A 22456-nucleotide genomic window follows, 5' to 3' on the forward strand; every position below is an offset into this window, starting at 1 on the left:
CATGCCCGAGACCCTCGACATCCGCGTCCCCGATCTCGGGGACTACGCCGACGTGCCCGTCATCGAGATCCCGGTGGCGCCCGGCCAGCCGGTCGCCAAGGACCAGACCCTGCTGGTGGTCGAATCCGACAAGGCGACGCTGGACATCCCCTCCCCCGCGGCGGGCCGCCTCGTCGAGATGCTGGTCGGCCTCGGCGACACGGTCTCGGCCGGCACCCTCGTCGCCCGCCTCGCGGTCGAGGCGACCGACGCGCGCGGCGAACCGGCCCCTGCCTCGGCCCCGACCTCCGCGCCCACGCCCACGCCCACGCCCGCCGCGCCGCCGCCGAAGCCGCAGGCCGGCGCGGGCTGCGATCTCCTGGTGATCGGCGGAGGACCGGGCGGCTACTCGGCCGCCTTCCGGGCCGCCGATCTCGGGCAGCGGGTCATCCTGGTCGAGCGCCACGCGACCCTCGGCGGCGTCTGCCTCAACGTGGGCTGCATCCCCTCGAAGGCGCTGCTCCACGTGGCCGCGGTCACCGAGGAGGCCGTCCGGCTGGCCGCGCACGGGATCAGCTTCGGCGCGCCGACGGTCGATCTGGAGAAGCTGCGGACCTTCAAGGCCGGCACCGTCCGCCGCCTCACCGACGGGCTCGCCCAGATGGCGCGCCAGCGCAAGGTCGAGGTGGTCCGCGGGACAGCCCGCTTCACCGGGCCCGACACGGTCTCGGTGATGCTGCACGACGGCGGCACGCGGGACGTCACCTTCACGGGCGCCGTCGTGGCGGCGGGCTCGGCGCCGGTGGCCCTGCCGATGCTCCCGGACGATCCGCGGATCGTGAATTCCACCGGGGCGCTGGAACTGCCCGCCGTGCCGCGCCGGCTCCTGGTGATCGGCGGCGGCATCATCGGCCTGGAGATGGCGACCGTCTACAGCGCCCTCGGCGCGCGGGTCGACGTGGTCGAGCGCCTGCCCGGCCTGCTCGAGGGCGTCGACCGGGATCTCGTCGTCGTCTGGACGAAGCGCAACGCTCATCGTTTCGACCGCGTCCTGACGGGGGTCGAGGTCGTCTCCGCCGAGGCGAAACCGGACGGGATCGCCGTGACCTTCTCGGGGGAGGCCGAGTCCGGAACCTACGACCTCGTGCTCCAGGCCGCCGGCCGCCGGCCCAACGGGGCGACGCTCGGTCTCGACGCGGCCGGCGTGGCGCTGGACGGCGGCTTCGTGCCGGTGGACGCCCAGATGCGCACGAACGTGCCGCACATCTTCGCCATCGGGGATTGCGTCGGCCAGCCGATGCTCGCCCACAAGGCGGTGCATCAGGGCCACGTCGCCGCCGAGGCGGCCGCCGGCCACAAGGCCGGGTTCGACGCCGCCGTGATCCCGTCGGTCGCCTACACCGACCCGGAGATCGCCTGGGCCGGGCTCACCGAGACGGCCGCGAAGGCGGCCGGGCGGGCCGTCGAGGTGGCGCGCTTCCCCTGGGCCGCTTCGGGCCGGGCCATCGCCAACGGCGCCGATTACGGCCTGACCAAGCTGCTTTTCGACGCGCAGACCAAGCGCGTCGTCGGCGGCGCCATCGTCGGCCCGAGCGCCGGCGACATGATCGGCGAGGTCGCGCTGGCGATCGAGATGGGCGCCGACGCCACCGATATCGGCCGGACGATCCACCCCCACCCGACCCTCGGCGAGACGATCGGTCTCGCGGCGGAGGCCGGGCTCGGCCTCTGCACCGACCTGCCGCCAGTCGCCCGTCGGTAGACACGACGTCGGCGCCGGGCCGGTCCGCCCGGCGGCTCGACGGATCGCCGCGTCTTGTATAGATCTCGGCCCGCGTCGCCGGCTCGGCCGGGAAGCCGTCCGGTCGGAGCGTTCTGCCGGGCCTCGATGCGGCGGCACGTGGCGAAGATCTGGTGGTTCAGCTGGGAGGATATGATCCGAGATGCTGTGGCACACCGGAAAGTCTTTCCGCCATGCCGTCCGCATTTTGCCATTACTGGCACGGGATCGATCGGCGCGCGGGGCCCCGCGGCCCGCAACGGCCGCACAGGCGTTCCGGGTACCGCCCCTGGTCCTCGCCGTGCTGCTGGGATCGGGCGCGGTGACCGGGGCGCCGAGTTGGGCGCGCGATGCCGCCGAGGCGCCGAAGCCGGCCGATACGCCGTCCGCCGCCGACGGGCCGCAGGCGCTCATCGCCTCGCTGCGGAGCCGTATCCTCGCGGCGCACAGCGCGACCTTCGCCCTCGAGAGCTGGTGTGCCGACTACAAGCTCACCGGGGACCCTCACCTCGTGGCGGAACGCGTGCCGGTCGCCGACAAGCCCCTGACGGCCGCGCAGCGCGCCCGTCTCGCGATCGGCCCGGACGAGCCGGTGCGCTACCGCCGCGTCCGCCTCGCCTGCGGGGACCGCGTCCTGTCCGAGGCGGATAACTGGTACGTGCCGGCCCGGCTCACGCCGGAGATGAACGCGACGCTGGACACCACCCGCACGCCCTTCGGCCGGGTCGTGCGTCCCCTCGCCCCGGTGCGCAGCACCGTCGAGGTGCGCGCGCCGGTCCGGAGCGCCACCCCCGGACCGGACGATCCGCTCTTCGAGATCGACGCCGTGCTGTCGACCGGGGCCGGGCAGCCGTTCTGCGAGGTCGTCGAGACGTATCTGGGCGGTGCGCTGCCGCAGGCATCGCGGTAGAACCCAGCCGCGTTCTCGGTTGGGAGGAACAGGTATGGGTTCGAGGTTTCGTCGCGCGGTTCTGGCCCTGCTCGCGACGGGCGCGGCGTGCGCGCCGGCCCTGGCGGCCGATCCGGCCGGCGTATGGCTGACGGAAACCGGCAGTTCGAAGGTCCGCATCGCGCCCTGCGGCGGCGGCTTCTGCGGCACGATCATCAGCGCACCCGGGAAGGGGCTCGACGCGAAGAACCCGGATCCGGCCCTGCGTGGCCGCAGCGTCGTCGGCGTCCAGATCCTCGACGCGCGACAGCCCGAAGGCGGCGGCTTCTCGGGGTCGCTCTACAACCCGAACGACGGCAAGACCTATTCCGGTTCGCTGAAGCTCACGGGACCCGACTCGCTCGAGGTCTCCGGCTGCGTCATGAGCGTGTTCTGCAAGCGGCAGACCTGGACGCGCGTGAAGTGATCGCGCGCGGCGGGCGCCGGGGCGAGGCGGTGCCGCGTCGCAACAACGCGGGATCGATCGCGCGCGACTGAGGTTGCCTGAGCCTGGAACCAGCAAGGATTCTCATGACCCGGACATGTCTCGCCGCCCTTCTCGCCCTCGCCACCGTCGCGCCGGCCAGCGCCCAGGTCGAGGCCCGGCCCGTCGCGCCCGCTCCCGGCGCGCCGGGCGTGGTGAGCCAGCAGATCGACGCCACCGGGAACGAAGCCGCCGTGAGCTACTCGCCCACCGGCCGGCCGGCCGACACGATCTCCAACAACTCGGCGGCAGCGGGCAACGCCAACCAGCCGTCGCGGGTCGCGCCGCAGGGCGGTGGCGGCGGCGGCAGCCGGTGATCTCGCCTGATCCCCGGTGACCCGAGCGGCGCAGGACCCGCGAGAGGGGCCGTGATATCTGCCCGCGGCTAGAGCGGTTTCGGTTTAATCGGGGTCGTATCCTGCCGCGACGAAGAAGTTTGCGGCCTCGTCGGGCGTAACGGCATCGACGAGCCGCCCGATTGTGGTCCAGAGCCCTTCGCGCGTGCGCGCCGCGGCCTTGCGCAGCCCCGCCTTCAACTTCGAGAACGCCATCTCGATCGGATTGAAGTCCGGCGAGTAGGGCGGGAGGAACAGGAGCCGCGCGCCCGCCGCCTCGATCGCCGCGCGCACGGCCGGGCCTTTGTGGCTGCCGAGATTGTCCATGATCACGATGTCCCCGGGTGCGAGTTCGGGCACCAGGACCTGATCGACGTAGACTTGGAAGGCGTCGCGGTTGATCGGCCCGTCGAGCACGAACGGCGCGGCGATCCCGGACAGGCGCAGGCCCGCCACCAGGGTCGTGGTCTTCCAATGACCGTGCGGGACGGGGGAGCGCAGCCGCTGGCCGCGGGGACAGCGCCCGCGGGTGCGGGCCATGTTGGTGGCGGTCCACGTCTCGTCGAGGAACACCAGCCGGTCCGGGTCGAGATCGGGCTGGCTCTCGAACCACGCTTCCCGGGCGGCCTTCACGTCCGGCCGATCCTGCTCTGCGGCGTGGGCCGTCTTTTTTTGTACGTCAGGTCGCGCGCGTCGAGGAAGGCCCACAACGTGCCGAGCCCGACGGTGAGGTGAATCGCCCCGGGTTTTCCGGAGGCCGTTTGGTTTGGCTCAGGCGGCCAAGGCTTGGACCTCGGCCTGGGCATAATAGCGTGCCTCCGCCTCGGCGGGAGGGATGTGGCCGATTGGTTCGAGCAGCCGACGGTGGTTGAACCAGTCCACCCATTCCAGCGTGGCGTACTCGACCGCCTCAAAGGACCGCCACGGCCCGCGTCGATGGATGACCTCCGCCTTGAACAGGCCGATCACCGTCTCGGCGAGAGCGTTATCGTACGAGTCGCCAACACTGCCGACGGAGGGTTCGACGCCCGCCTCGGCCAAGCGCTCGGTGTAGCGGATGCTCACATATTGCGATCCGCGATCCGAGTGACAGACGAGGCCGCTGCCGGCGAAGGGGCGGCGCTCGTGCAGGGCCTGCTCCAAGGCATCGAGCACGAAGTCGGCCCGGGCCGAGCGCGACACACGCCAGCCCACGATCCGGCGGGCGAAGACGTCGATCACGAAGGCCGCATAGACGAAGCCGCCCCAGGTGGCGATGTAGGTAAAATCCGCCACCCATAGCCGGTTCGGGCATTCGGCCCTGAACTGTCGATTGACCCGGTCGAGCGGGCAGGCCGCCGCCGGATCGGGAACGGTGGTGCGAACCCTCCGCCCCCGGACGACGCCAGCCAAGCCCATCGTTCGCATCAGCCGGACCACCGTGCAGCGCGCCACAATGATCCCTTCGCGGGCGAGCTGCCGCCAGACCTTGCGCACGCCGTAGACCCGGAAGTTTGCCTCGTACACGCGCCGGATCTCGACCATGAGTGCCGCGTCCCGCTTGGCTCGAGCCGACAGCCTCCCGGGATCGGCTCGTCGCGCGGCATGGGCGTGGTACGTCGACGGGGCGATCGGCAGAACCTTGCAGATCGGCTCGACCCCGTAGAGCGCACGATGATCGTCGATGAAGGCGATCATGACCGGAACCGGCGGTCGAGCTCCGCCTGGGCAAAATACGCGCTCGCCTTCCTGAGGATCTCGTTGGCCTGCCGGAGCTCGCGGTTCTCCCGCTCCAGCGCCTTGATCCGCTCGCGCTCATCCGTCGTCGGTCCGGCCCGCACGCCCCGGTCGCGCTCGGCCTGACGGACCCACTTGCGCAGCGTTTCGCCAGAGCAACCGATTTTGGCCGCGATCGACTGGATCGCGGCCCATTGCGAACCGTGCTCGCTCTCATGCTCCCGGGCCAGCCGGACTGCCCGCTCGCGAACCTCAGGGGAAAAGGGTGGGGTATGCTTCGTCATGGCTCCAGTCTCTCAAGAGTTGGAGCCTCCGAAAATCCCGGGGCGATTCAAGGCCATGCTCGTCCTGCAACCGGGCGCGCATCTCCTCCAGGGTGATGTCGACCGTCTCGTCGATCAGCGTACGCAGGAACGTCTCGTACGGGTCGAGCTTGGAGCGGCGGGCACGCCCCTGCGGCCGGGCGGCCACCGTCCCAGTCGCGGCGAGCGCCGCCATCCAGCGGATCGCGGTTGCTTGGCCGACCCCGAAGCGGGCGGCCGCCTGACGGCGCGAGGTCGCCGCAGCCGCGGTCACCACCCGCTCGCGCAGGTCCAAGCTGTAGGGGCGGCCCATGCATCACTCCGGCTGTCGACCGGCCTGAGTGAATCAGCCTCCCAGCGCCGCGTGAACCCCACCAAGCCGACTCAGCCCAAACCGAAAACGCTCTAGGCTTTCCCGACCCTCCAAACTATGCTGGACACCACCGCGGGCTGGCTTGACGATCAATGTCGATTGCATAGCCTGACCGAGTTCGGAACCAGGTTCGGCAGTCACTGACGCTGGCTGTCCTGGACCTCGTCTATACGATCTGCGTCTCCGATATCGAGGCCGAGAAGACGGTCCTCGATATCCGCAGGCTGTATCCATCGGTACAGAAGCCGGTCGACTTCGCTTGCCCAGGCCAGCGGGAGGTCGAGCCAGAACGTGCGCCAGAGCGTCAGCAAGGCATTCTCGGCGAGTTCGAACTCCGAGGACGGAGGGCGCGCCGGAAGGTCCGACGACCCTCGCGTCATGACTTGATCCTTGCCTCGACGCGGCTGACGTGGGTGACGCGGAAGGTGCGCTCAGTCCCGTCACCGGCATCGCGGATCGAGACGTATTCGCCCTCGACGAAGGCATGGGTCCCAAGACGATAGCCGGGCTCGTCGTCTTCGGCGGTGCGGTCATCATAGTCGATCAGCCAGGTCGCGCCGCCCTCGCCGCCGGCGCGGTGCACGAGCCGGCCATGCCGGTCGCGCTCGCCGATCCAGAACCGCCGAGCGCGGCAATGGTCCCGGGTTTCCCGCCACAGCGTCGCGTCGAGGTGGCCGTCCGGTCCGAGCGGTGCCACGATCTCGTAGCCCCGTCCGCCGCTGCCGTCCGGATGCTCCGGGCAGCGCGCCAGCGTCAGGGTCACGCGCTGCAGCGTGGCGGGTGCGCTCGGTTTGCCCGTACGCGGTACCACACCCGGGGCGATGGCGTCCGCTTCATGCGTTCCATGAGCCATTGTGAGCCTCCTCGTTTCAGAACGATGTGCGTCCCGAAAACCGGACGCAGAGCAACTGTCAGGCGGATCCTCGATGTGGCGCCGCCGCCGTGGCGCGGACGAAGGGCCGGTGTCAGCGTAGGCAACCGGCACAGGTGCCCCGCGTGACCGCATCGTCGCGCTCCTGTTCGGGCGTCCGCCGCTGGATGTCGCTGCCCGGCCTGAGGTCGAGCTTGTCCGGCCGCGGCACCGTCTCGCCGCTCTTGGTCACGTAATCGGAGCGGCTCGACGCAACCTGGTTCGATCCCGAGCCGTCGGCGTCTTGTCCGAGCACCGACAGCGGGACACAAAGGCCAAGGAGGATCCCCGCGACGCCCAACGGGAGGGATAGCGCCGTGACCTTCGTCTCCCTCCAGGAGCCACCACGCGAGCACGTGCCGTGGAACATGGCCGCTCTCCTCAACTCAGGGCGACGATGCGGTCCTCGACGGCACGCACGCCCGGGACCGACCAGGCCGCACGCTCGGCGGCGTCCCGCTCCGCCCAGGCCGATACGGCGCCCTCCAACGTGACCTTGTCGCCCGAGACGGTGACCTTGATCCCGTCGGCCTCGAACATGACGCTGCGCCTGAACGCCTCCAGGATCTTGTCCTTGACCGCCGTCGGCGGAACCCGCGGCCTGACCTCGACGAGGTTGGTCACGCCATGGACGCCCGACAGCTTCCGCACCGCCGCCTCGGCGCCCGCCATCTGGTACTGCCAGTCCACCGTGCCAGTCAGCGTGACCCAGCCGCCGGCGACCTTCACCTGAATGGCCTGCTTCGGGAGGTGCACCGACCAGTCGATGATGGCCAGCGCCCGCGCGGCGATCTGGTCGTCGGCGACCTTCTTGTCGTCGGCGTAGCGGACCTCGATCTCCTGGGCGATGGCGCGCACGCCCCTGACCCGGCGAACGGCGCGCTCGGCCTCGACCTTCTCGGCGTAGCTGCCGACGTGGCCGGTCAGGGTCACCACGCCTTCCGAGACGGCGACGCCGATGGCGCCGGCATCTAGGCTGGGATCGAAGTCGAGCTCGTCGAGCACGTCGCGGCGCAGATCCTTGTCGGTCATGGCGTCCTTCCTCATGACGTCTCTCCTATTCGTGCCAGGTGGCAGGAATGGTTGGGTCGATCCTGCGCGGCCTAGCCGGAGGAGCCTTGATCCAGCGCAACCCCGACGCGCCGCTCGGCCTGTGCCAGCGCGGCGCACCGGGTCATCTCCGTGCTCAAGCGAACTACCGTCGCCTCGATGCCGGCCGCCTTCAGGTCGGTTTGAAGCCTCGCGATCAGCGTGTCGTCGTCGGTGACGACCGCGCCCTCCGAGAAGGACGTGACGTAATTCTCGGCCGCCGTGCCGGTCAGGCGCATCCGTTCACAGGCCCAGGTCGCCAGGAGCCGGTTGCGCCGGTTGCGGGCGTGAAAGCGCGCCTCCTCCTGCTGGACGAAGCGGCGCTCGGCGGCCCGCTCGCGCTCGTCGAACGTCGTGGTCATGGAAGCCTCCAACCCGGTGCAGCGCCGGACCGGACCGGCGGCCGACCAGCTATCTTTCGACCGGTCCCGGCGGCCAGCCTTGAGGCAGATCAAGCTCCCGGACGTCGGCCCTGCGCGTGGTGCCGCGGGCGGACGACCCATGATTTCACGGCCTCGACCGCCGCCAGGTACGCGACGGTGATCAGCCCGATGGCGAGCAGGGTCGGCAGGTCTGGGATCTGGAAGCCGAACCAGCTCCCCAGCGGCGAGAACGGAAGGGCCAACGCGGCCCCGAGGGCTGCGAGCGATGAACCAACCAACGCCGCGCTCGGACGGTCCTCCCAGGGATGCCCGTTTGTCCGGATGACGAAGATCACCAGGATCTGCGTCGCCATCGACTCCAGGAACCAGGCCGTGCGGAACTCCTCGGCCGAGGCGCCGAAGACGAGAAGCAGCACACCGAAGGTCAGGAGGTCGAACAGCGACGACAGCGGCCCCATCACCGCGGCGAAACGGAGTACGTTCGCCATGTCCCAGACCTGGGGCCGGGCGGTCGCGGACGAGGCCACCCGGTCGAACGGGATGCCGACCTCCGAGAGGTCGTAGAGCAGGTTGTTGAGGAGGATCTGCGTCGGCAGCATCGGCAGGAACGGCAGCGCCACCGAGGCGACCGCCATGGAGAGCATGTTGCCGAAGTTCGAGCTCGCCCCCATGCGGACGTACTTGAGGATGTTGGCAAAGGTCCGCCGTCCCTCCGCGACGCCGTCGGCGACGACCTCTAGGTCGGAGGCGAGCAGGATCATGTCGGCGGCGGCCTGGGCCACACCGGTCGCGCCGTCGACCGAAAGGCCGATGTCGGCCTGCGCGAGGCCGGGCGCGTCGTTGATGCCGTCGCCCAGGAAGCCGACTACGGCGCCCTTGGCCTGGAGCGCCCGCACGACGCGCGCCTTCTGGTCGGGCGTCAGCCGCCCGAAGGCGTCCACCTTCCGGACCCGCACCGCGAGGGCCGCGTCGCTGAGTGCCGCGACCTCGGGGCCGGACAAAACCGTGCCGGCATGCAGCCCGACGAGACCTGCGAGACGGCGCACGACCACAGGGTCGTCGCCGGACAGGATCTTCAGGCGCACGCCCGCCCGCGCGAGCCGCGCGATGGCGGCCGCCGCCGTTGGTTTCGGCGGATCGGCGAAGGCACAGAACCCCTCAAAGACGAGGTTGACCTCGTCCGTGCCTCCGGGCGGTGTCACGTGCCCGGACCAAACCCGCGAGGCGACGGCGATGCTGCGCAATCCGTCTTCTGCCAGCGTTCGGACCTGCCCGAGGGCCTCGCCGCGCGCTGCCGGGGTCATCAGTTCCGTCCGCTCGCCGGCACGGCGCGCGGTGCACAGCGCGAGGACGGCTTCCGGGGCGCCCTTGAGGATCAGCAGCGTCCCTTCCGGTCCCTGCGCGATGACCGACCCGGTGCGGCGCCCGTAGTCGAACGCCCGCCGGCCGGAGAGGCCCCACCCCTGCCCGGCGTTCGGATGGGCTTTGGCCAAGGCGGCGTCGAGCGAACCACGGTCGCCGCCGAGGTCGGCGGCGACGGCCGCGAGCCGCGCCGGCCGCGCATTGTCCCGGCCCGCCGGGTCGAGGCTGCGCGCCAACGCGATCTCGGCGGAGGTCAACGTCCCGGTCTTGTCGGTGCAGAGCACGGTCATCGCGCCGAGGTCGTGGATGGCGGCCAGGCGTTTCACGATGACCTTGCGCGCCGCCATGCGCAGCGCGCCCCGGGAGAGCGTCACGGTGGTGACCATCGGCAGAAGCTCCGGGGTCAGCCCGACCGCGAGGGCCACGGCGAACAGGAGCGAATCGAGCACCGGCCGGCCGAGGACGACACGGAACGCCAGGACGGAGAGCATCAAGCCGATGGTGAGCCGGGCGACGACGAGCCCAAACGCGTGCAGGTCACGCTGGAAGGGCGAAGATGCCTGAGCCTCGACCAGCGCCGAGGCTGCCGCGCCGAACATCGTGGAGCGACCGGTCGCGACGACGAGGGCGGTCGCCTCGCCCGTCTGGGCGACGGCGCCGCGGAAGAGGGCGTTCGAGGCCTCGGCCGGCTCGGAGGCCGTCACAGGTCCGGGGCGCTTCTCGACCGGGTAGGGCTCACCGGTCAGCGCGGCTTCGGCGGCCGTGAACGCATCGCTCTCGATGATGACGGCGTCTGCCGGAACGATGTCTCCTGCTCGAACGCGCAGGAGGTCGCCCGGGACCACCTGTTCCACCGGGACGGCGACGAAGTGGCCGTCGCGCCGTACCTCGGCCTTCAGCGCCACCGCGTGGCGCAGAGCCTCCGCCGCCCTCGTCGCATGACCCTCCTGCACGGTGTCGAGACCGACGGACAACCCCAGGATGGCGACGATGATCGCGCCCCACACGACGTCTCCGGTCGCAACCGACACGAGCCCGGCCGTGAGCAGGATCAAGGCGAGCGGTTCGAGCAGGCGGCGCAGCACAGCTCGCAGCGCGCCATCAGCCCGCGCGCCGGCATCGCTGTTCGGCCCGTAGCGTTCGAGCCGGCGCGCCGCTTCGGAGGAGTCGAGCCCGTCGAGCCCGCACCCGAGCTCGGAGCAGAGCGCCTCGGATCCGCGCGTCCAGAAAGCCGCAGCGGACACGGATGGCGGCTGGTCCGGCAGCGAGGAGATGTCCCGGGCGAGGACCGGAGCCGCTGTCATTTCCATGGGGCAGGTCCATCGCCTTCCGCTCGTGGCGGACGACATCATCGGCGGGCGATGGGGTCGTTGCGCTGGATCAAGCCGCCGCCCTGGCCGGCTGCCCGCAGATACCTCAGGCTGGCGGTCAACTGCCGGTCCCGCGTCGGGTCGATCAGGCCATCCTCCACGATGCCGTCCTGCAAGGACCCGCCGTTCCCGTACGGCCTCTCCGGCGGTCTTCCGCCATCTTCCGCCGCCATTCCGTCAGGCGGCACTTCGCGGTCGGGCTCGATGCCGTTGCCTTCCACGCTGCGGCCTGCGGGCGTGACGACCCAGGCTGTGGTCAGCCGCAGACCGCGCCCGTCCCGGTGCGTGTAGGTGGTCTGAACGGCGCCCTTGCCGTAGGTGCGCGTGCCGATGACGGTCGCGCGTCGGTGGTCCTGGAGCGCTCCGGCGACGATCTCGGCCGCGGAGGCCGTGCCGCCATCCACGAGCAGGACGAGCGGAAGTCCATCGATCAAGTCACCTCCCGTCCCGTCCAGCGCGAACCGCTCGACCTTGTCGGGACCGCGACCGACTAGGCGCACGATCTCACCGTGCCCAAGGAAGGCTCCGGCCACCGCAACGGCCTGCACCACGAGGCCGCCTGGATTGCCGCGTAGGTCCACCACGAAGCCGCGGAGCCGGTCCCGACCGATGCGGTCCTTCAGGGTCGCGATCGCGCTGACCAGCCTGCCGATGGTGAACTCGTCGAAGTGATCGACACCGATATAGGCGATGGCATCGAAGACCCGTATGCGGATCGGGTGCAGCGGTAGCCATTCCCGGGTCATGATCACCTCGACCGGGGCTGGCGCCTCTGCTTGCACGATCCGCAGTCGCACCGTGGAGCCCGGCTCGCCCCGCAAGCGGCCGGCGACTTGGTCGACCCCGAGGTCTTCTACGGCGTCGCCATCGATGCGCACTATCACGGTCCCGGGCTTCAAGCCGGCTCGCGCCGCGGGGGCGCCTGGAAGCGTGCTCCGAACCCGCCCACCTGCCTCGACTTCCAGGCCGATGCCCGCGTAGGTCCCGGTATTCTGCTCGTCGAGCCGGCGAAACTCGGTCGCCGTCAGGTAGCGTGAATGCCGGTCCAGGGATGCGACCATCCCGGCGATGGCCGCGTCGACCAAGCGCCCATCGGTGGGGATGTCGACCGCTCGTGTTCGGACGACGTGGAACGCGGCCCCGAAGGCGAGCAGATCCTATACGAGGACTCGCGCGATCGGTCGGGCCAAGTGCCGGCATCGGGTGAGCCCGGCGTCATCAGGACCGTGCCGACCGTCCCGGCTAACCCGGCCAACCCGACGATCAAGCACGTGAGACCGCGACCGGGCGTTGACCGGTCGCGTGCCGGCTCGCCTTCGGTCGATCTGAACGGCATCGTCTGGCCCGAATTGCTGATGCGCTTTCAGGGTGGCTATGCGCACCCGGCATCGCATTGACGTGCGTCAACGGACGCCGTGGTGCGCGCCCCTCTCGACCGTCCCTGGCCGGATCTCGGGACCGCCTGAGGAGGACGGGCGGTCGGCTGCCCCGTCACGGCGACGGCCCGTCGAGAGACAGGACAGTCGAGCGCAGAATGTCCAGCGGCACGTCTGACTGGAGACGATGCCACGAGAGCGCGCCGCAACCGCGTGCGACCTGGGCCGTCAGGACCGCCGCGGTCGCGTCCGAGGGGTCACCGACACGCTTCTCGATGCGGCTTGCGAGCGTCGCGGCCGGCGCTTCCAGCCAAACGCCGAGGAACCCGGCATCGTTGTCCCGGGCGACCGCCTCGATGCCTTCACGTTCCGCAGGGCGGTCGAAGACGGCATCGGCGACGGCGCAATGGCCAGCGGCCAGGACACGTGCCGCCTCCAACCGCAGGATCTCGTAGACTCGACGAGACGCGGCGGGAGCATAGGCCGATGCCGGCAGCCGCGTGAGGGCGTCGACGCCATGCAGGCGCTTGCGGATGCGGTCGCTCGACAGGATGCGGGCACCCGGGGCCGCCCCGATCCACGGGGCAACTGCGACCGCGACGGTCGACTTGCCGGAACCGCTGAAGCCGCCGACCGCCAGGACGACGACTGGCTTGTCGGTAAGCAGGCTCTCCGCGAGGGCCAGATAGGCTTGCCCCTCGGCCGTCTTCGCGGCGGCGACATCGCCGGTTCCATCCGCTGCTTGCGCCGCAGTGACGTGGGCGCGGATCACCGCGCGCAACGCCATCAGGAACGGCAGCAGCCCGATCCCGTCGGTCTCGTCCGCCAAATCGAGGTACCGGTTGAGGAGGAGGTTGGCGAGGTGGAAGCGCTCGCGGTGCCAGAGATCCATGAGGGTGAAGGCGAGATCGTACAGGACATCAGTCGTCGCGATGGTGTCGCTGAATTCGATGCAGTCGAACGGCGTCGGTCTTCCCTCGAACAGGCAGATGTTGCGCAGGGTCATGTCGCCGTGGCAGCGGCGGACCTTGCCTGCCGTGCGGCGCGCATCCAGCAGAGGGGCGTGCCGCGTCAGGTGCGATTGGAACCGAGCAGTGAGAGCCTCCGTCCCCTCGGCCGTGAGGAGCCCCGTCGCCCGGAGGGCGGCGTCGTTCATGTCGACGAGCGTCGCCATGGCGGCGGCCCCGCCTCCGTCCCGGTGGATCTCCGCGTTGGCATGGAAGTTCGCGATGACCTGCGCGAGTTCCGCGACGTGGCTGGGTCCGAGGCGACCGTCGCGCGCCATGGCGTCGAACAGGTCCGCCTCCGGGAAGCGGCGCATCTCCACCACGGCGTCGACGAGATCCCCGGACCCGTCGAAGGCCAGTGTCCCGCCCGGTTCGCGCGTGATCCGCCGGGCGCCGAGATAGAGCGTAGGAGCCGTGCGCCGGTTGAGGGCCACCTCTGCCTCACAAGCCGCGAGCCGGCGCTCGGGCGTGGAGAAATCGAGGTAGGGAAAGCGCACGGCGCGCTTGAGCTTGAATACGCGGTCCCCTGCCAGGAACAGCCTGGAGATGTGCGTGGTTGCCGTGTCCACCGTCCCCGTGCGCGATAAGGCCTGCTTCAGGAACTCGCCAACACAAGACTGATCCAAGGGCGACATGCGGGTTGGTCCTCGGGAGCCTCGACCTTGGACGCGGCGCAGGCCGAGGTCGACGTGCATCAGCGTTCGGGCTCCGTGTGCGACTGGCGAGACGCGGTCGCCCGGTGACCGGCACCCGTCGGTTGAGCCTTGCGTCGGCACCACCTGATCGACCTTGAGATGGATCAAGGGAGCCGCGGCCCGAGAGGTGCAGTCAGGGGCTTTGCGGAGGCCGCCATGGCCGCACGAACCGACAAAACCGACCCGTTCGACCCGTTCGGCGTCGCCGCCTCGATGAACGAATGGTGTTGTTCGCTGAAGGCGGCCCGAGAACTCAGAGACATCGACCAGGAGATGATGGAGGCGATGACGGAGGCTGACGCCTCATCTTCCATCGGTCTGTCGCCGGAAGCCGCCGCGAAGGTCCGCAACATCGCAAACCTCATGCGAAGCCTGAACATCGACCCCGAAGCTGTCCGGCTGCACCAGCCCGGGGCCATGCGAGAGCTTGAAGCGGCCTGCCTGAAGTGTACGGAACGCAGCCGTTGCGCGCGCGAGCTCTGGGCCGGAACCGCGTCCGACGCCTACCCGGAATACTGCCCGAATGCCGTTCGCCTCGACCGGTTACGACATGCTTGAACCGGGAGCGGCCATCGAACCCTTGTCGTCCGACCCGCAGGTGGCGACCGACCGTGACATGCCGGCTATGGGGCAGGCTCATGCCATGCCGGTCGAGGACGTTCCCGGGCACTTCGGGACGAGCGTGCACATGGGCCTTACGGAGGCGCAGGTCCGGCAAAGGCTCGCCCGAGCGGGTCGAAACGTAATCGCCACGAAGGAGCCGACCGGCGCGCTCGTCCTGTTCCTGCACCAGCTTGGCAGCCCCGTCGTCTACCTGCTGGCGGCGGCCGGTGGGCTCTCGCTCTACTTCGGCGATTGGCGGGAGGTCGTCGCCGTCGTCGCGGTCCTGGCCGTCAACACCGGTCTCGGCTTCTTCACCGAGTTGAGGGCGGTGCGGTCCGTCGAGGGATTGCGGGCGCTCGGGACGCACTCGTCCCGCGTCCGTCGTGACGGGCAGGTCCGGGTGCTGGCGGCCGAGGATCTCGTCCCGGGCGACATCGTGCTGGTGGAAGGCGGGGATGCGGTCCCGGCCGACATCCGGCTGGTCGAGACTTCGAACCTGGGCGCGGACGAGTCGACGCTCACGGGGGAATCCGTGCCCGCGAACAAGTCGGCGGACCCGGTCGCTCCGGACGTGCTCCTGTCCGAGCGCTCGTCGATGCTCTTCCGGGGAACGCTGGTCACCCGCGGAAGTGCCACCGGCGTTGTCGTGGCGACCGGCGCCGGAACCGAGCTCGGCGGCGTCTCCCGCCTCGTGGAGCAGGCCGAGCCGGAGAGATCACCACTGGAGCGTCGCCTGGAACACCTGTCCCGGCAGATGGTCTGGGTCGTCCTGATGGTGGTCGTTTCCCTCGCCGGCGTCGGCGTGGCGACCGGGAAGGACCTCCGCCTGATGATCGAAGCCAGCATCGCACTGGCGGTCGCAGCCATTCCGGAAGGGCTGCCCATCGTGGCGACCCTGACGCTCGCGCGCGGAATGTGGAGGATGGCGCGCAGGAACGCGCTCATCGAGCGCCTTTCGGCCGTCGAGACGCTCGGGGCCACGACCCTCATCCTGACCGACAAGACGGGCACGCTCACCGAGAACCGGATGACGGTGCGGCATTTGTCGTCGCCTTCGGGCGATCTGCCCGTATCCGAGAGAGGGTGCGACCCGTCCAGCGAAGCCCGACGCCTGCTCCGCGTCGCCGTGCTCTGCAACGATGCCGCCCTCGGAGCAGGCGTCGGAGAGGGCAGCGGCGACCCGATGGAACAGGCGCTTCTGCGAGCGGGGCGGTCCGTGGGCCTCGACCGCGAAGCCCTACTGCACGACCGGCCGAAGGTGGGGAAGCACGCCTTCGAGGCGGACACCCGCATGATGGCGACCGTCCACGCTTCGGGGCCGCGCTACTTGGTGGCGGTCAAAGGCGCTCCGGAGGCCGTGCTCGCCGCCTCGCGATGTACCAGCGCTGGAAAGCGCGACCGCCCGCTCGACGCTGTCGACCGCCACCTGTGGCGGCGGCGGGTCGAGGATCTCGGCGCACGGGGCCTGCGGGTCATCGCCTGTGCCGAGAAGATGGCGGACGAGAGGGACATCCATCCGTTCGAGGAGCTCACGTTCCTCGGGCTGGTCGGGTTGGAGGATCCCGCCCGGGAGGACGTTCCAGGGGCGCTGGCAGCCTGCCGCGCTGCCGGCATACGCGTCGTAATGGTCACCGGCGACCACGCTGTCACGGCGCGGAGCATAGCGCGCGCAATCGGGCTCGCCCGACCGGAGGACAAGGTTGCGGAAGGGGCTCCCGCTGGCGGCCTGCCGGACGGGCACGAGGACATCGCGGTCTTCGCACGGGTGAGCCCGGCCGAGAAGCTGGCGCTGGTGCGTGCCTATCAGGACGTGGGTGAGGTCGTCGCCATGACCGGCGACGGCGTCAACGACGCCCCGGCCCTGAGGCAGGCGGACATCGGTGTCGCGATGGGTCAGCGGGGGACGGACGTGGCGCGCGAGGCAGCCGCCATGGTCCTCCTCGACGACGCGTTTCCGGCCATCGTCGGCGCGATCCGGGAGGGACGGGTCATCTTCGACAACATCCGCCGGTTCGTCGCCTACCTCCTAGCCTGTAACTTGAGCGAGGTGATGGTCGTCGGGCTGGCGGTCGTGTCGACCTTGCCGTTGCCGATCCTGCCTTTGCAGATCCTCTACCTGAACGTCGTCACCGATGTCTTCCCGGCATTCGCGTTGGCGTTGGGAGAGGGTCGCGACGACATCCTACTGCGGCCGCCGCGGGACCCCAAGGAGCCCATCCTCGGGCGAAATCAATGGGTCCGGATCGTCCTGCATGCCGGCGCGATGACGGCATCGACCTTCGGCGCCTTGGCCGTTGCCGAGTTCTGGCTCGCCCTCGACCGAGCCTCCATCGTGACGGTCACGTTCCTGATGCTCGCCTTCGCGCAGCTCTGGCAGGTGTTCAACATGCGTGCCTCCGGTTCGAAGCACTTCCGGAACGAGGTCACGCGCAATCCCTGGGTCTGGGCCGCGCTGCTCCTGTGCACGGCGCTGCTCGTCGGACCGGCCTACCTTCCTCCCGTCGGCGCCGTGCTCGGCCTTGCCTCTCTCGGCTGGAGCGGCTGGGCAATCGTACTACCGGCGAGCCTCGCGCCGCTCCTGGTCGTCCAATTCGGGACCTTCGTCGCAGGAGCAATCAAGCGGTCCGCGCGAGGGCCGCACCGTTTGAGGTCCGACGGTCTTTGACACCGGCGACGTGGGTATCCTTGCGAGCTTTCAAACTGGAGCAGGATAGCGATGAACCCGATTGCGGCCGATTGGGATGCACGGGTTGAGCGGTTGACCGGCCGCCTTCCCGTGCGCCTGCGCGAGGCGGTCACGTGGCTGAGAAAGCCATCGCGGCGCCCGGTGCGGCTTGCAGCGGCGCTCGCGCTGATCGGGGGTGGCCTGCTGTCGTTCCTGCCCATCCTCGGCCTCTGGATGCTACCCCTTGGCCTCGCCCTCCTGAGCGAGGACATCCCGTCGCTGAAGCCGCGGCTTGAGACGCTCGCCAGGGCCGTCGAGCGCGCCGTTTCCCGCTTCCGGAAGCCGTGATCGGGCCGGATGCAGATGACCTGGCGCAGTCGTTGAACGTCCCGGTGTTGCGCTGGATCAAGGCGGGCCCGCCGCTACGATGGAGACTTGGGCGACAAGGCAGTCTGGACCCCTCATGTCCCTCCCGTCCTCCTCCCCCCTCGCCGCGTTCCGCGACATTCTGGTCGCCGTCACCGAGGAGGGCCGCGGCGACGAGCCCGAGACGGCGCTCGGCTATGGCCTCACGTTTGCCGCCACGGCGGGCTCCCACCTGACCGTGCAGTCCGCTGCACGTCGTTTGACCATGGTCGGCGGAGCGGGTTTGGGGTTCGTCAACGACCTCGTCGCGGGCGAGAACCGGCGCTTACGCATCCTAGCTCAGTCCGTTGCCGATCGCGTAGCCGGGGACGCCGCGAGCGCGGGCGTGACCTGTACGACCGAGGCGCCTGCGCTCGCCTATCCGGACCTGATCGCACGAGTCACCTCTCGCGCTCGGCTCGCCGACCTGACCGTCCTGGATGCCGAGTCGCGGGAGGTGGATCTCGACCGCGACCTGATCGACGGGGTCCTGTTCGGGAGCGGACGTCCGCTCGTCGTCGTGCCCGCGGGCCGCTCGGCGTTCTCCGCGCGGCGGGTCGTCGTCGCCTGGGACGGAAGCGCACAGGCTGCCCGGGCCGCAAACGACGCGCTGCCGTTCCTGCGCGCTGCCGAGGCGGTCGAGATCGTATCGGTGGTCGGCGAGAAGGACTTGTCGGCCTCGGCCGCCGGCGCCGAATTCGCGCCGCACCTCGCGCGTCATGGCGTGAACGTTTCGGTGAACGTCCTGCCTGTCGTCGATGACGTTGCGGAGACGTTGAGGGCCCAGGTCGGACTGTTCCGCGCGGACATGCTGGTGATGGGAGCCTACCGACACCCGCGCCTGCAGGAATGGTTCCTCGGCGGCGCAACCCGGTCACTCCTGACCCGAAGCCCGGTACCGCTGTTCCTCGCCCATTGAACGATCACGCGCCGGGTGTCGCGCCCGGGCTTTTCCGGCACCTGCGCCCAAAGCTTCGCGAGGGTCGGAAGACTCCCTGGCGCGCAGACGCTGACACCGGCACGCCATAGTCCGGCGCCACACGCGCTCCGCAAGGCCTATCCCGGCACAGGAGGCAGCTCGGCCCCGGACAGCCATTCGGCCTGGGCTCCGTCCCCGCTCCGCTTTTTGGGCGATCTTTCAGGACGAAGCGCTGGGCTGCTTTGGAAACTCCAGCGGGAAATTGTTAAGCACCCGCCAGAGCTCGTAGCCCATCGACACCGTCTCCATCCGAATCCAGCCCCGCGCCTTTGCTCCGAGCGGGATGAAATCAACTTCAGGCCATGTGGGTCGCTCGGGGTCCTGCTCGACCAGCACGCGAAACAAGCCGCTCTGTTGCGCCGAGGGATCAACAGCACGGACCCGCCCATCGAACATGCCGTGGGCTATCGAGGGCCAGCCGCTGAACTGGATGGCGGGCCAGCCCTCGAAGGCGAGGCGCACGCTCTGACCAGGCCGGATCAGGGCGATGTCTCGCCCGTCGACCATCAGCTCGACGACGCGTTCCGGCGCGTGCGGCGCGAGGGTGGCCAGGGTGTCCCCCGCGTTCACCAGCGTACCGGCCGCGGCGGCGTTGATGTGCAAGATGCGACCGTCCCTCGGGGCGCGCACGAGCTGCGCCGATTGGCGGTTCACTGTCACGTCGAGGCGGCTGAGCTTGGCCTTGGCCCCGGCCAGCTTGGCGCGCTGCTCCGCCACGCGTATCTGCGCGGACTCGAAGTTGCGCCGGGTCACGAAGCCCTTCTCGGCGGCCTCGCGCGTCTGGCTGACCTGGCTCTCCGCCACCTTCACGGCTTGATCGGCCGCCGCGATCTCGGCCTCGATCTGCTCCCGTTCGGCGGCGAGCCGCTTGAGAAGGAACGGATCGTTGTCGACGAGACGGGCGATGGGATCGCCGGCGCGAACCCGCTGGCTATCCTCAACGTACCATTGCTCAACCCGGCCCTGGACCAGGGCCGTGACCGTCTGGACCCGGTCGGCTGGGTTCGGCGCGATGATGCGCCCGATCCCAGCCGATGTCTGAACCCAGGGCAAGTAGAGGAGGATCAGGACCGCGAGAACGGTCCCGATACCGATGATCCACCCGAGGGCGACCGCCGCGCGGGGAGGCCGGATCCCGGTCAGGGTTGGGAAATGACGGATGTGTTCAGGCCGCGACAGCATGCGTCCTCTCCCTCAAAATCGCCTTATCGTGCGGTGCCTCACGTTCGGTGGAGCGACCATAACCGTTGGGACCCAGCCGGATCTGGTCGTCGTGGACCGGCAGCAAGGGGCGGCCGGTGACGTGCAGCACCGTCGTGCCCACCGCTCGAAACCCTGCGAGCGCTGCCGCCACGCGATCCGGTGGCAGCAGGTCGAACAGCGCCGAAAGGAAGACGAGCTTTGGGGGATGGAGCAGGACTGCGGCCAGTTTCAACGCGACGGCCTCGCCCGGCGAGAGCGGCGAGCTGGACGCGGATAGGGTGGTGTCGAGCCCGGAGAGCAGGCGTCGGATGCGGTCTGCCAATCCGACACGATCCAGGCACTCGTGGATCCTCGCGGGGCACGTCCCATTCCCGGCCGACAGGTACTCGCGGATGGTCATCTCGGCGAGCGTCGGCCGGTCCAGGACGACGATTTCCGAGTGCAGCCGCTCCGCACCGAACGCCGCGATGTCGGCTCCCCCGACCATCACCCATCCATGCTGCGGCCGGACCCTCCGCTCAATGAGTCCCGCGAGCGTCCGCTCGACACCCTCGTCCGCGGCAACGGCGAGGATCTCGCCGCTCTCGACTGCGAAGTCGAAGCGGAGGCCGTCGTGCTCGACGTCGCGCAGGCGCAGGTTCCCGTCGACGGGGCCCGGGCCGTTCCATCCGTCGCCGCCCACCTGCTCGATACCCTCGAACAGCGAAAGCTCGTGGAGCGCGGCGGCGAGGTCGTAGAAGGTCCTCGCATGGGAGCCGAGTTGCGAAATCCCGTAGAAGGCACTCGACAAGACGAGTTCCGCGGCCACGAGTTGTCCGAGCGACAACTGCCCTTGCAGGATCAGCCAACCGCCCATCGCCAAGAGGCCGGCGCTCGCGACCGCGTAGACCAGGAGGAAACCGATGGTCTGTGCGAAGGTGTGTCGGAAGTGGCGGCGATGCACCTTGGCGTAGGTGGCCGTCAACGCCTCGGAACGGGCCAGAGCGGTCGTGAGCCGGCCGCCGTGCCTGTAGAAGCCATTCGAACTGCCGATGCTCTCAAGCCAGCACGCCGTCTCATGCTTCGCATGGCTCAGCGCCGCGCCGGACCGGACCGCCGGCCCCGCCCAGAGGAGTGCGATGACGACGAGCACGGTGGCAACCACCAGATTGAAGGCGAGGAAGAACGGGTGATAGAAGCTCGTTAGGACGAGACCCATCCCGGACTGCAGCAGGATCGCAAAGCCGCCGACCAGAAGATGTGGGACCGCCTTCTGGACCGTCATGAGGTCGAAGAAGCGATTGAACAGGTCGCTGCGGCGGGCATCGTCGAAATGTGGGTTCCTGGCATGGAGGGCGCGAAGGGTGATGTCCGCGACGGTTCTCGCGAACACGCGCCGCTCGAACAGCGCCAGGACATAGATCCGCGCGGCGCTCAGCAGAGCGGCGGTGAGCAACAGGCCAAGGAGTAGCCCGGACAGGACGAACAGGGGCGCCGGCAGCGCCGTGTTCGCGACCGAGTTGATCAGAAGCTGAACAGACACCGGCACGGCGAGGCCCAGGAGCGCCACGGCAATCCCGTAGACGACCGCCGTCCCGACGAAGCCGGCCTCCGGCTTGAGAAGGCGGCAGATGAGCCCGCAGGCTTTCGCGACCGTCAGGGGTGTGTGGTGCGTGGCATCCATGGGGCGAGAGCTTTCCAGCCTGGAACGAGGGCGTGCGAGGAGGACGGCGATTCCGGCCAAGTGCGGAGCGCGGCCTCGGAGAACGCTGAAAATCGTGGTGGTGCAGGATTGCGAAACCGGCTCGGGCCGCCTGGCTTGGGCGACGCTCGATTCTCACGGGCTTGGACCGAAGAGACAGGCGGTCAGCCGCCGGGCGTGCGGCGGATGCCCTGAAGGCAGGGATTGCAAGCGCGGTCCGCCATACCGGGTGGCACGGCGGACCGCGTTGGCGACGGCTATTGCCGTGAACCGGACGGCTATCGGGTCAAGGCAGGGCACTCGCTTCAGCAGCTGTAGCCACCTGACGTCTGGCCGTACTGCTGCACAGGGAAGTGCTGCTGGTCGGCGTTGCCTTCCTGGGCCGAACTCCGGCGGCAGCCTCCGACCGCGGGGGTCAGGACCTCACCGGGTAAGATCGAGCCGGTTGAGAGGCCGTCCCATGTCGTCTGCGGGAGGGGCCGCGATCCAGGGCCTACGCGCAAATCGGCGAACGCAGCGGAGAGCGGCGCGACACTGAGCGCGGTCGCGACGGACACGACGGATAACTTCTTCGACGCCTTCATCGCTCGTCTCCAATCAGGTTTGCGGTCGTTATGACCTTCCCGTGGATCAAGGTTGGAGGGGATCCACATCACCAATATCGCTCGCCTCATCCACGCGACTGATTTGTAGCGATGAGCTACGATCTACAATTTCCAGACTTCAATGTGAGTCATTGCAAAAGCAAATGATACTCAATGCGATGTAAAAGGCCTTTCGATGTTTAATCCTCGTTCGCAGCATCCAATGAGCAGCCGATGTGTGTTGAGT

Annotated in this window: 20 protein-coding genes, 2 pseudogenes and 1 other annotated feature; of the genes and pseudogenes, 9 read left to right on the top strand and 13 right to left on the bottom strand. The window is 69.4% G+C overall.

Annotation, left to right across the window (positions count from 1 at the left end; translation table 11 throughout):
* Position 1: 1 nt before the first annotated feature.
* From lpdA to ACX9MN_RS07350, 4 genes are all read left to right on the top strand, one after another.
* Positions 2–1741 (top strand): dihydrolipoyl dehydrogenase, encoded by a 1740-nt coding sequence (gene lpdA / locus ACX9MN_RS07335; protein WP_489724063.1) that lies wholly within the window; start codon positions 2–4, stop codon positions 1739–1741.
* Between the two features lie 319 nt (positions 1742–2060).
* Positions 2061–2669, top strand: coding sequence for a hypothetical protein (locus ACX9MN_RS07340; RefSeq protein WP_489724064.1), 609 nt, complete (start codon positions 2061–2063; stop codon positions 2667–2669).
* 34 nt (positions 2670–2703) lie between these two features.
* Complete coding sequence (locus tag ACX9MN_RS07345; protein ID WP_020092873.1) at positions 2704–3114, top strand: DUF2147 domain-containing protein; 411 nt, start codon at positions 2704–2706, stop codon at positions 3112–3114.
* Between the two features lie 104 nt (positions 3115–3218).
* Positions 3219–3488 (top strand): hypothetical protein, encoded by a 270-nt coding sequence (locus ACX9MN_RS07350; RefSeq protein WP_012322495.1) that lies wholly within the window; start codon positions 3219–3221, stop codon positions 3486–3488.
* Positions 3489–3572: 84 nt separating this feature from the next.
* Here the strand turns inward: ACX9MN_RS07350 and ACX9MN_RS07355 are convergent.
* From ACX9MN_RS07355 to ACX9MN_RS07400, 10 genes and pseudogenes are all read right to left on the bottom strand, one after another.
* Positions 3573–4237: pseudogene (locus ACX9MN_RS07355) on the bottom strand (IS630 family transposase); the annotation flags it as partial.
* Between the two features lie 40 nt (positions 4238–4277).
* Positions 4278–5506 (bottom strand): IS3 family transposase gene (locus ACX9MN_RS07360; protein WP_091713013.1). Its coding sequence is split into 2 segments (ribosomal slippage): positions 4278–5218 and positions 5218–5506, totalling 1230 coding nucleotides; the frame shifts between segments, so codons are not numbered across the junction.
* Positions 5109–5225: a sequence feature (AL1L pseudoknot), on the bottom strand. Its footprint overlaps the gene before it by 117 nt.
* 46 nt (positions 5507–5552) lie before the next feature.
* Positions 5553–5837 (bottom strand): annotated as a pseudogene (locus ACX9MN_RS07365) (IS630 family transposase); the annotation flags it as partial.
* 197 nt (positions 5838–6034) lie between these two features.
* The gene (locus ACX9MN_RS07370) at positions 6035–6277 is read right to left on the bottom strand and encodes a hypothetical protein (RefSeq protein WP_489724065.1); all 243 of its coding nucleotides are present in this window, start codon (positions 6275–6277) and stop codon (positions 6035–6037) included.
* Positions 6274–6750 carry a hypothetical protein gene (locus ACX9MN_RS07375; protein ID WP_489724066.1) on the bottom strand — a complete coding sequence of 159 codons (477 nt, stop codon included), beginning with the start codon at positions 6748–6750 and terminating at the stop codon, positions 6274–6276. Before ACX9MN_RS07375 ends, ACX9MN_RS07370 begins: the two co-directional genes overlap by 4 nt.
* A gap of 112 nt (positions 6751–6862) precedes the next feature.
* Positions 6863–7177: a hypothetical protein gene (locus ACX9MN_RS07380; RefSeq protein ID WP_489724067.1), complete on the bottom strand. Its 315-nt coding sequence runs from the start codon at positions 7175–7177 to the stop codon at positions 6863–6865.
* Positions 7178–7188: 11 nt separating this feature from the next.
* Positions 7189–7839, bottom strand: a complete 651-nt coding sequence (locus tag ACX9MN_RS07385) for a BON domain-containing protein (protein ID WP_482960229.1) — start codon at positions 7837–7839, stop codon at positions 7189–7191.
* 71 nt (positions 7840–7910) lie between these two features.
* Positions 7911–8258, bottom strand: a complete 348-nt coding sequence (locus ACX9MN_RS07390) for a DUF1476 domain-containing protein (protein ID WP_489724068.1) — start codon at positions 8256–8258, stop codon at positions 7911–7913.
* Positions 8259–8347: 89 nt separating this feature from the next.
* A complete protein-coding gene (gene mgtA, locus ACX9MN_RS07395; protein WP_489724069.1) occupies positions 8348–10951 on the bottom strand; it encodes a magnesium-translocating P-type ATPase in 2604 nt (867 codons plus the stop codon).
* Between the two features lie 38 nt (positions 10952–10989).
* A complete protein-coding gene (locus ACX9MN_RS07400; RefSeq protein ID WP_489724070.1) occupies positions 10990–12096 on the bottom strand; it encodes a S41 family peptidase in 1107 nt (368 codons plus the stop codon).
* A gap of 42 nt (positions 12097–12138) precedes the next feature.
* Between ACX9MN_RS07400 and ACX9MN_RS07405 the strand changes: the two genes are divergently transcribed.
* Positions 12139–12408, top strand: a complete 270-nt coding sequence (locus ACX9MN_RS07405; RefSeq protein WP_489724071.1) for a hypothetical protein — start codon at positions 12139–12141, stop codon at positions 12406–12408.
* Positions 12409–12502: 94 nt separating this feature from the next.
* On the opposite strand, the gene ACX9MN_RS07410 is transcribed toward ACX9MN_RS07405, so the two are convergent.
* Positions 12503–14089 carry a bifunctional aminoglycoside phosphotransferase/ATP-binding protein gene (locus ACX9MN_RS07410; RefSeq protein ID WP_489724072.1) on the bottom strand — a complete coding sequence of 529 codons (1587 nt, stop codon included), beginning with the start codon at positions 14087–14089 and terminating at the stop codon, positions 12503–12505.
* Positions 14090–14245: 156 nt separating this feature from the next.
* Between ACX9MN_RS07410 and ACX9MN_RS07415 the strand changes: the two genes are divergently transcribed.
* From ACX9MN_RS07415 to ACX9MN_RS07430, 4 genes are all read left to right on the top strand, one after another.
* Entirely contained in the window at positions 14246–14647 is a 402-nt protein-coding gene (locus ACX9MN_RS07415; RefSeq protein WP_489724073.1) for a DUF6455 family protein, read from the top strand.
* Positions 14648–14732: 85 nt separating this feature from the next.
* Entirely contained in the window at positions 14733–17357 is a 2625-nt protein-coding gene (locus ACX9MN_RS07420; RefSeq protein ID WP_489725214.1) for a cation-translocating P-type ATPase, read from the top strand.
* A gap of 51 nt (positions 17358–17408) precedes the next feature.
* Positions 17409–17705, top strand: coding sequence for a hypothetical protein (locus tag ACX9MN_RS07425; RefSeq protein WP_091682926.1), 297 nt, complete (start codon positions 17409–17411; stop codon positions 17703–17705).
* Between the two features lie 115 nt (positions 17706–17820).
* The gene (locus ACX9MN_RS07430; RefSeq protein ID WP_489724074.1) at positions 17821–18681 is read left to right on the top strand and encodes a universal stress protein; all 861 of its coding nucleotides are present in this window, start codon (positions 17821–17823) and stop codon (positions 18679–18681) included.
* A 219-nt stretch (positions 18682–18900) separates the two neighbouring features.
* Here the strand turns inward: ACX9MN_RS07430 and ACX9MN_RS07435 are convergent, their stop codons facing one another.
* Together ACX9MN_RS07435 and ACX9MN_RS07440 are read right to left on the bottom strand one after the other, a co-directional pair.
* Positions 18901–19923, bottom strand: coding sequence for an efflux RND transporter periplasmic adaptor subunit (locus ACX9MN_RS07435; RefSeq protein WP_489724075.1), 1023 nt, complete (start codon positions 19921–19923; stop codon positions 18901–18903).
* A complete protein-coding gene (locus ACX9MN_RS07440; protein ID WP_489724076.1) occupies positions 19907–21607 on the bottom strand; it encodes an ATP-binding cassette domain-containing protein in 1701 nt (566 codons plus the stop codon). The genes ACX9MN_RS07435 and ACX9MN_RS07440 overlap by 17 nt, the downstream gene beginning before the upstream one ends.
* Positions 21608–22456: the final 849 nt, after the last annotated feature.

Source organism: Methylobacterium sp. 1A, assembly GCF_058072805.1.

Coding starts and splice junctions, on each gene's coding strand:
- mgtA (WP_489724069.1), bottom strand. CDS start 10,951: ATGGAAATGACAGCGGCTCCGGTCCTCGCCCGGGACATCTCCTCGCTG.
- ACX9MN_RS07415 (WP_489724073.1), top strand. CDS start 14,246: ATGGCCGCACGAACCGACAAAACCGACCCGTTCGACCCGTTCGGCGTC.
- ACX9MN_RS07430 (WP_489724074.1), top strand. CDS start 17,821: ATGTCCCTCCCGTCCTCCTCCCCCCTCGCCGCGTTCCGCGACATTCTG.
- ACX9MN_RS07420 (WP_489725214.1), top strand. CDS start 14,733: ATGCCGGTCGAGGACGTTCCCGGGCACTTCGGGACGAGCGTGCACATG.
- ACX9MN_RS07440 (WP_489724076.1), bottom strand. CDS start 21,607: ATGGATGCCACGCACCACACACCCCTGACGGTCGCGAAAGCCTGCGGG.
- ACX9MN_RS07425 (WP_091682926.1), top strand. CDS start 17,409: ATGAACCCGATTGCGGCCGATTGGGATGCACGGGTTGAGCGGTTGACC.
- ACX9MN_RS07370 (WP_489724065.1), bottom strand. CDS start 6,277: ATGACGCGAGGGTCGTCGGACCTTCCGGCGCGCCCTCCGTCCTCGGAG.
- ACX9MN_RS07385 (WP_482960229.1), bottom strand. CDS start 7,839: ATGACCGACAAGGATCTGCGCCGCGACGTGCTCGACGAGCTCGACTTC.
- lpdA (WP_489724063.1), top strand. CDS start 2: ATGCCCGAGACCCTCGACATCCGCGTCCCCGATCTCGGGGACTACGCC.
- ACX9MN_RS07435 (WP_489724075.1), bottom strand. CDS start 19,923: ATGCTGTCGCGGCCTGAACACATCCGTCATTTCCCAACCCTGACCGGG.
- ACX9MN_RS07410 (WP_489724072.1), bottom strand. CDS start 14,089: ATGCACGTCGACCTCGGCCTGCGCCGCGTCCAAGGTCGAGGCTCCCGA.
- ACX9MN_RS07390 (WP_489724068.1), bottom strand. CDS start 8,258: ATGACCACGACGTTCGACGAGCGCGAGCGGGCCGCCGAGCGCCGCTTC.
- ACX9MN_RS07380 (WP_489724067.1), bottom strand. CDS start 7,177: ATGTTCCACGGCACGTGCTCGCGTGGTGGCTCCTGGAGGGAGACGAAG.
- ACX9MN_RS07345 (WP_020092873.1), top strand. CDS start 2,704: ATGGGTTCGAGGTTTCGTCGCGCGGTTCTGGCCCTGCTCGCGACGGGC.
- ACX9MN_RS07375 (WP_489724066.1), bottom strand. CDS start 6,750: ATGGCTCATGGAACGCATGAAGCGGACGCCATCGCCCCGGGTGTGGTA.
- ACX9MN_RS07350 (WP_012322495.1), top strand. CDS start 3,219: ATGACCCGGACATGTCTCGCCGCCCTTCTCGCCCTCGCCACCGTCGCG.